The sequence below is a fragment of the Micromonospora sp. MA102 genome (assembly GCF_025460765.1).
GTDB classification, from domain to species: Bacteria; Actinomycetota; Actinomycetes; order Mycobacteriales; family Micromonosporaceae; genus Micromonospora; species Micromonospora halotolerans.
In genome coordinates this window covers 147,837-155,792 of sequence record NZ_JAMWEG010000015.1, presented here as the reverse complement: position 1 = coordinate 155,792, position 7,956 = coordinate 147,837, and the positions used below count along the sequence as shown (strand labels likewise).

The 7,956-nt window shown below is 75.9% G+C and carries 6 protein-coding genes; 1 reads left to right on the top strand and 5 read right to left on the bottom strand.

Annotation, left to right across the window (positions count from 1 at the left end):
• Window positions 1-90 precede the first annotated feature (90 nt).
• The 5 genes from NFX44_RS25655 to NFX44_RS25635 all read right to left on the bottom strand — a co-directional run bounded on the left by NFX44_RS25655 (window position 91) and on the right by NFX44_RS25635 (window position 5,130).
• Window positions 91-762 carry a hypothetical protein gene (locus NFX44_RS25655; RefSeq protein WP_262286157.1) on the bottom strand — a complete coding sequence of 224 codons (672 nt, stop codon included), beginning with the start codon at window positions 760-762 and terminating at the stop codon, window positions 91-93.
• Window positions 759-3,431 carry an FtsK/SpoIIIE domain-containing protein gene (locus NFX44_RS25650; protein ID WP_262286156.1) on the bottom strand — a complete coding sequence of 891 codons (2,673 nt, stop codon included), beginning with the start codon at window positions 3,429-3,431 and terminating at the stop codon, window positions 759-761. Before NFX44_RS25650 ends, NFX44_RS25655 begins: the two co-directional genes overlap by 4 nt.
• Window positions 3,424-4,293: a hypothetical protein gene (locus tag NFX44_RS25645; protein ID WP_262286155.1), complete on the bottom strand. Its 870-nt coding sequence runs from the start codon at window positions 4,291-4,293 to the stop codon at window positions 3,424-3,426. The genes NFX44_RS25650 and NFX44_RS25645 overlap by 8 nt, the downstream gene beginning before the upstream one ends.
• A 9-nt stretch (window positions 4,294-4,302) precedes the next feature.
• Window positions 4,303-4,563, bottom strand: a complete 261-nt coding sequence (locus NFX44_RS25640; RefSeq protein ID WP_030504016.1) for a hypothetical protein — start codon at window positions 4,561-4,563, stop codon at window positions 4,303-4,305.
• A gap of 189 nt (window positions 4,564-4,752) precedes the next feature.
• Window positions 4,753-5,130, bottom strand: coding sequence for a hypothetical protein (locus NFX44_RS25635; RefSeq protein WP_262286154.1), 378 nt, complete (start codon window positions 5,128-5,130; stop codon window positions 4,753-4,755).
• 117 nt (window positions 5,131-5,247) lie between these two features.
• Between NFX44_RS25635 and NFX44_RS25630 the strand changes: the two genes are divergently transcribed.
• Window positions 5,248-7,797 carry an ATP-dependent Clp protease ATP-binding subunit gene (locus NFX44_RS25630; protein ID WP_262286153.1) on the top strand — a complete coding sequence of 850 codons (2,550 nt, stop codon included), beginning with the start codon at window positions 5,248-5,250 and terminating at the stop codon, window positions 7,795-7,797.
• Window positions 7,798-7,956 lie beyond the last annotated feature (159 nt).

Below are 7,956 nucleotides of genomic sequence, written 5' to 3'. Positions count from 1 at the left end.
ATCATGAAGTTAGCGGCGCGACACGCCGTCGGCGGCACCGCTAACTTCATGATCAACGCCGACTCCTGCGGCGGCAGGCGGGGGTGGGGGTTAGCGGGTGGCGGTCAGGGTTAGCAGGAGGGCCGTGGTGGCCAGGCCGGCGGCCGCTACCAGCAGGATCGGGCGGGGGGTCAGCACGGCGTGGCGGCGGTCGGCGAGCAGCCGGGCCGGTGCCAGCCCGACCAGCGGGCCGAGCAGCGTCACGACCAGGGCCAGCACCGGCATGCCGACGGCCAGGTCCCCACCGGAACCGGCGCCCAGCGCCCGCGCGCCCTCGCCCAGGGCGTACGCCACCAGCGCGCCGCCGATGCCGCAGCCCACCAGCAGCGGATTCACCGAGCCGGGCAGCTCGCCCGGCTGCCGGGTGCGGTCCAGCAGCTCGCGCACGCCGCGCAGCAGCGGCACCGGGTCGCCGGTGGCGTCGCGGGCCGGCCCGGGCGGGTCACCCAGCCGCCGGCCGCCGGCGCCGATCCGCTCCCGGAGCTGCCCCCACAGGTGGGCGGCCTCGGTGTCCACCCGCTCCACCATCCGCTGCGCCTCGGCCACCTCCGCCTCGGCCTGCCGCACCTGCGCGGCGGCGTCGGCCACCGCGCGGTCGGCGGCGGCGATCTGCTGCGCGTACCAGTCGTGCGCCTCGGCGCGCTGGGCGGCCACCCGGGCGGTCAGGTCGGCAAGGCGGCGGAGGTGGGCGACGTACGTGTCACTGGCAACCGGCTCGTTCATCGGGACGGACCATAAGGGATGATCACCTGTCCGGTGCGGTGCACCGCCCGGTCGAAGTAGAGGCCCCGCCACGGGCGGGGGTACCAGTCCGGGCCGCCGGTGCCCGGATAGAGCGAGGAGCCCAGCTCGGCGCCTTGCACGTCGAGCGCCACCCAGGCACCGATCTGGTCGGTGCGCGCCGCCGGCCCGCCCAGGTCGACCCGCATCCGGGCCACGCCGCGCCACCAGGCCAGCACGTGGGTACGCCGCTCCGGCCCGTCGTGCAGGATCCGGCGCAGCTGCTCCAGCCCGGTCCGCGCGCCGGCCTTCCCGGCGAGCTGCCCGGCGGCCGCGTCCACCGCGTACAGCAGCAGGAAGTGCGGGGTGCTCGGGGTGCCCGGGGCGCCGAGGGCGTCGCCGACCTCGGCCATCAGCTCGGGCACCGTCTCCTCGTCGTACCAGGCCGCGTCGTCGGCCAGGTCCTCGTAGAGGGCGCGGGCGGCCGGGTCGGCGTCCGGGTCGAGGCAGGCGATGGAGAACCGGGCGGCGCCGGGCCGGTACTGCCGCGCCAGGGAGCGGGCGGCGGCGTCGAGCACCGCGCACGCCTCGTCGACCCGGGTGCCGAGCACGGCCAGGTTCCGCCCGGGGGCCCGGGGCAGGCGCAGCGCCGCCGAGCGGGACTGCACGTCGATGATCTCGCCGAGCAGCGCCACCGGGCTGCGCGGCACCCCCTGCTCGGGGGCGGTGAGCGCCCGGAAGTCGGGCGCCTCGGTCAGCCTCGGGATCGCGTCACCGTCGAAGAGGCGGGCCGGGGCGGCGTCCTGCGGGCGCATCCGCCACAACCGGTGCTGGAGCTGGCTCCACGTCTCCCAGTCACCGGCCGACGGGATGCGGGCCACCTCGTTGCCCTCGGCCAGGCCGGACTCGGCGTTGACCACGGCGTGGTGCCGGGGCAGCGACTGCGCGGCGTCGTTGCGTTCGGCCAGGATCCGCAGCGCCTTGGGCAGCGCGATGCGCAGGGTGAACTGGGCGACCAGGGCGGGCCGCCCCCACAGCGCCTCGATACCGCGCACGTCCTGGGAGGCGAGGACCAGGTGGATGCCCTGCGAGCGGCCCCGCCGGGCCAGGTCCTCCAGCAGGTCGGCGGCCTCCCGGGCGACCACGTCCCGGCCGGCGAGCAGCGCCTGGAACTCGTCGACCACCGCCACGATGCGCGGCCAGTGCCCGGTCGGGTCCACGGCGCGCAACTCGGCAAGCTTGGTGACCTCGTGCTTCTTCGCGGCGTCGGCCCGGCGGCGCAGCTCCTCGGCGAGGAAGCGCAGCAGCGCCAGCCCGAACTCCCGGTCGGTGTTCACGTTGATCCCGACCAGCCGCATGTGCGGCAGCCAGCTCGGGTCCCGCCGGCCCTGAGCGAACCGGGCGAAGGACACCCCCTCCTTGAAGTCGAGCAGGTAGAACTCCAGCTCGGCGGGGGAGTAGCGGGCGGCGAGCGCGCCGATCCACGCGAAGATCAGATTGGTCTTGCCGGTGCCGGACGGGCCGCCGATGAGCGCGTGCGGCGGGTAGTCGCCGAGGGTGAGCAGCACCGGCCGCCCGTGCGGGCCCTCGCCGATCGGCGCGGTCAGCCCGTGCGCCGAGTCCTCCCGCCAGTACGCGCCGGGCGGGGGGAGCAGGTCGGTGAAGGGCGCCGGCGGCGGACCGGCGTTGACCCGGGAGGCCACCTCGCGGCAGGTCTCGGTGACCAGCCCGGCCGGTGGCGGGGCGTCGAGCGCCACCGCCAGGCCCCCGATCCGGGCGTCGTCCGGGTCGACCACCACCCGGGTGACGGTCGGGCCGTCGGGCAGGTCGATCCCGCGGACGACCAGGTGCACGCCGCACGCCGCCCCGGTGCGCACCACCCGGTCCAGTTGGCCGCGCTCGTGCCGGGACAGCTCGTCGCCGCCGAGCAGCACCGCCACCCGCCACGGCTCCGGACGCCGGCCGGTCGCGGCGGCCAGTTCGCGCAGCGACGCGTACTCGCCGGCCAGCACGGTCTCGTTGATCCGGCGGATCTGCTCCACCAGGTCGTCGAGGAGCCGGCCCAGGCCGCCGGGGCCGACGAAGGTGAGCAGCCCGGCGGTGCCGAGCGGGGCGAACCCGGCCAGCCCGCCGCCCAGGTGCTCCGGGTCGTACCCGAAGAGCCGGACCGCGCCGGGGTCGGCCCGGCCGACCGAGCGCAGCAGCAGCGCGGGCACGACCGCGGCGACGCCCTCCCGGTCGCTGCCGGCGAGGTGCACGTGCCCGGCGTCGAGCAGTGGGACCAGCGCCGGGACCGGCTCGGCGCCGGAGATGCGGACCGTGCCGACCCGGACCGCGCCGGGTGGCTCGGCCCGCCCGGCGGGGGTGGCCCGCCAGTCGTCCCAGGGCGCGGACGCCGCCCCCGGCGCCTCCCGACCGGCCGCGGCGGCGGCCCGGCGGGCCAGCTCGGCGATCCGGGCGGCGTGCCGGGCGTCGATCTCGGCGAGCCGGTGGTCGCGCGCCGCGCCCACCCGCTCGGGCACGGCCGCGGCGGCCCGCCGCACCCGGGCCAGCCGGTCCCGGCCGGCGGCCAGGTCGGCGTCGGCGGCGGCGAGCCGGTTCCGGGTGGCGCCCAGGGCCTCGGAGAGCATTCCCCGGACCCGCGTCACCAGTTGCGCGCGGACGTCAGCCACGGGACGGCTCCCGGTCGTCGGTGTCCTTCGGCAGGTCGCGGCCGAGCCGGTCGAGCAGCACCCCGGTGAGCACCCCGGCCGTGACGGCCGGGTCGGCGGCGTGCGGCTGCTCCTGGTCGCCGGCGCGGCGCGGTGGCGGCATCCGGCAGACCCGGGTGAGCAGGATGTCCAGCACCGGTGGGGGAAGGCCGGGCAGCAGGTCGCGGACCCGCCCGTCCAGCTCCCGGCGCAGCCGCCCCAGGTCGTCGGCGCGCGGCGGGTGGCCGAGCAGCTCGCCGGCCAGGCCGCGCAGCATGGGCGGGGCGATCGCGGCCAGCCCCAGCCCGACGTCGGCGTGCGCCCGGCGCAGCTCCCGGTGCAGCCGGTCCCGGTCGCCGGCGCGGATCCCGGTCACCACCCGGCGCAGCAGCTCGCGGGAGTCCCCGACCCGCTCGTCCGGCTCGTCCGGTGCGCCCTCCCGGCCGCCGGTCAGCTCCGCCACCCGCACCGCCCACCAGCGGCGCACCGCCGGCTGCTCGTCGGGTTCGGGGGCGGCGCCCGGGGCCGGTGGCCGGCCCTCGCCGTGCCTCGGCCGGCGGTCCGCGGCCTTCGGCGCGGGCGCCCCGTCGGCGGCCAGCCCGATGGCGGCCAGGTACGCCGACAGCTGCTCCTGCGCCACCCGCAGCGCGTAGCCGGCGGTCTCGGCGTGCTCGGTCGCGGCGGACAGCTCCGGCACCCCCATGGGGTTGGCGGACTCCTGGCGCACCCAGCGCAGCCGCTCGGTGGCCTGGCCGAACTTCTCCAGCGCGCCGGCGAGCTGGGCCAGGGGCAGTTCCTCGGCGGCGGCGCGGACCTGCGCGCCGATGTCCTCGACGATGGACACGACCGGTCCTCAGAGGGTCGCGACGTAGAGCTGCGCCTGCTCGACCGCCACCAGCGTGGCGGCGAGACACTCCTCCAGCTCCTGGCTGGCCTGGGTCAGCGAGGCCTGGGCCGCTTCGACGGTCTCGTGGCCGCTGCCCTCCAGCGCGCCGGCGAGGGTCTGCTGCGCCTCGGCCAGCTTCTCCCCGGCCGCCTGCACCGCTGTCTGCCCGTCTCCTATCTGTTGGAGAGCGACATCGATGGCTGCCTTCAGCTCGGCGACGCTCGCCACGGGGGACCTCCTGGGGGCGGGGAGATCTCCATTACAACCCATCCCGATGGGCGGGAGAACATCCACCCTCGCGGTGTTCCTGCCCGGCTGTCCGATTGCCGCTCTGACATGCGGAAAGGCCCTCCACGGGGTGCCGGGAGTCCCGCCGGCGTAACCCCGGGTCCCGTTGACGGGACGCGCCGGAGGCCGTCAGCGGGGCACCCGGCGCGGGCCGTACACCTCGGCGCCGAGCGCGCCGACCCGGGACCGCAGCTCCCGGTCGGCGGTGACGACCGCCCGCCGGCGGTCCGGGGCGGCCGCGACCAGCGCGACGATCGTGTCGTCGCCGGATCCCGGCGCGGAGACCACGGCGCACCCGGGCACCGCCGGAACGTCCCGGGCCGCGCCCTCCACCACGAGCACCACCTCCACCGGCGCTGGCAGCTCCGGCGGCAGGCCCGCCTCGGCGACGGGCACCAGCGCGTCGCGCAGCCGGGCGGCGGCCCCGGCCCGGTCCCGCCACCAGCCGTCGGGGCGCGAGCCCACGACGTTCGCGCCGTCGACGATGAGCAGGGGCCGGGTCTCCATGCCCTCAGCGTGCCACCCGTCCGCGTTTGTCGCGCCGAGCGCCGGGTAGCCACCGCCGACCGTGCCGCGCCATGTCGCGCCCCGGCGGCCGTGCCGAACCGACTGCGGAGGAGAGAGATGATGGGACCCGGTGACTTCGGCAACGACCCGTGGGACGAGTTCCTGGCCCGGTACTTCGGGCGGGGCGAGGGGGGACGCCGGCCGGCGCACCGGGTCGACATCACCCGGCTCATGACCGCCGACGCGCGGGAGATGCTGGCCGACGCGGCCCGCCGCGCGGCCCAGAAACACAGCAACGACCTGGACACCGACCACCTGTTGTGGGCGGCGTTGCAGCGCGAGCCACTGCGCGACCTGGTCCGCCGGGCCGGCGCCGACCCGGACGCGCTGGTCAACGCGCTCGGCGGGCGCGGTGACGGGGCCCCCCGGGGGGAGGTCCCGCCGAACCTGTCGCTCACCCCGGCCGCCAAGCGGGCGCTGCTCGACGCCCACCAGCTGTCCCGGGCGATGGGCGCCAACTACATCGGCCCCGAGCACATCCTCATGGCGCTCCCGCTCAACCCGGAGTCGCCGGCCGGCCGGATGCTCGCCGCCGGGCGCATCCAGCCCGAGTCGCTCCAGGCGGCCAGCGCCGAGCGCGGCCCGATGACCGGCCCGAAGCCGGACCGCGGCACCCCCACCCTCGACCAGTACGGCCAGGACCTCACCGACCTGGCCCGGATGGACCAGATCGACCCGGTGATCGGCCGGGCCGACGAGATCGAGCAGGCCGTGGAGATCCTGTCCCGGCGCACCAAGAACAACCCGGTGCTGATCGGCGAGGCCGGCGTCGGCAAGACCGCCATCGTGGAGGGGCTGGCCGAGCGGATCTGCGACGGCGACGTCCCGCAGACGCTGCTCGGCAAGCGGGTCATCCAGCTCGACCTGGCCAGCCTGGTCGCCGGCACCCGCTACCGGGGCGACTTCGAGGAGCGGCTCAAGAAGGTGATCGACGAGATCCGCGCCCACCGCGAGGAGCTCATCGTCTTCCTGGACGAGATCCACACCCTGGTCGGCGCGGGCGGCGCCGGCAGCGAGGGCGGCATGGACGCGTCCAACATGCTCAAGCCCGCCCTGGCCCGCGGCGAGCTGCGGGTGATCGGCGCGACCACGCTGGACGAGTACCGCAAGAGCATCGAGAAGGACGCCGCCCTGGCCCGCCGGTTCCAGCCCGTGCTGGTCCCCGAGCCGACCGTCGAGGACACCGTCGCCATCCTGCGCGGGCTGCGCGACCGCTACGAGGCGCACCACCAGGTCCGCTTCACCGACGAGGCGCTGGTCGCCGCCGCCGAGCTCTCCGACCGGTACGTCACCGACCGCTACCTGCCGGACAAGGCGATCGACCTCATCGACCAGGCCGGCGCCCGCGTGCGGCTGCGCACCCGCACGCCCGCCGCCGACGTGCGTGACCTGGAGCAGCAGCTCGACGAGGTACGCCGGGACAAGGAACAGGCCGTCTCCGACGAGCAGTACGAACGGGCCACCCAGCTGCGTGACCGCACCGCCGAGCTGGAGGACCAGCTGCGGCGCGCCCGGGGCGACGAGGGACCCAACCACGTGCCCGAGGTCGGGCCGAAGGAGATCGCCGAGGTGGTCTCCCGGGCCACCGGCATCCCGGTCAACCAGCTCACCGAGGAGGAACGCGACCGGCTGCTGCGCCTGGAGGGGCACCTGCACGAGAAGGTGATCGGCCAGGACGAGGCGGTCAGCGCGGTGGCCGAGGCGGTGCGCCGCTCCCGTACCGGCCTGGCCGACCCGAACCGGCCGATGGGCAGCTTCCTCTTCCTCGGCCCCACCGGTGTCGGCAAGACCGAGCTGGGCCGGGCCCTCGCCGAGGCGCTGTTCGGCGAGGCCGACCGGATGGTCCGGGTCGACATGAGCGAGTTCCAGGAGCGGCACACGGTCAGCCGGCTGGTCGGTGCGCCCCCCGGCTACGTCGGCTACGAGGAGGCCGGCCAGCTCACCGAGGCGGTGCGCCGCCGCCCGTACGCGGTGGTGCTGCTCGACGAGATCGAGAAGGCCCACCCGGACGTCTTCAACATCCTGCTCCAGGTGCTCGACGACGGCCGGCTCACCGACAGCCAGGGGCGCACGGTCAACTTCAAGAACACCGTGCTGATCATGACGAGCAACCTCGGTTCGGAGCTGATCACCGGCACCCAGCGCACGGTCGGCTTCGGCGCGGGGGAGCCCGGCGAGCAGGAGGCCAACGACCTGCGCGAGCGACTCATGCGCCGCCTCCAGGAGAACTTCCGGCCCGAGTTCATCAACCGCATCGACGAGGTCATCATCTTCCAGCGGCTGGAGGCCGAGCAGCTCCGCCAGATCACCGGGCTGCTGCTGGAGGAGACCCGCCGCCGGCTGCACGCCCAGGACATCCGCGTCGAGTTCACCACCGCCGGCGTGGACTGGCTGGCCGAGCACGGCTACCAGCCCGAGTTCGGCGCCCGGCCGCTGCGCCGGGTCATCCAGCGCGAGGTCGACAACCGGCTCTCCCGGATGCTGCTGGAGAACCAGATCTCGCCCGGCCAACAGATCACCGTCGACGCCCGGGACGGCCAGCTCGCCATCGACGTGGGCGCCGCCGACCGCGGCTACACCGCCGCGACGACGTCCCATCCGCGATGAGGGAAGACGCCCCAAACCCGACGGATCGGAGGGCGGACATGACCGAACCCGAGGAGACCCGGGAGGACACCGAACCCAGCGAACCCATCGTGGCGCCGCCGACGGCCAACCCGGCCCGGGTCAAGGTGCCGCCGGAGGGTTTGAGGCAGCAGACCGACA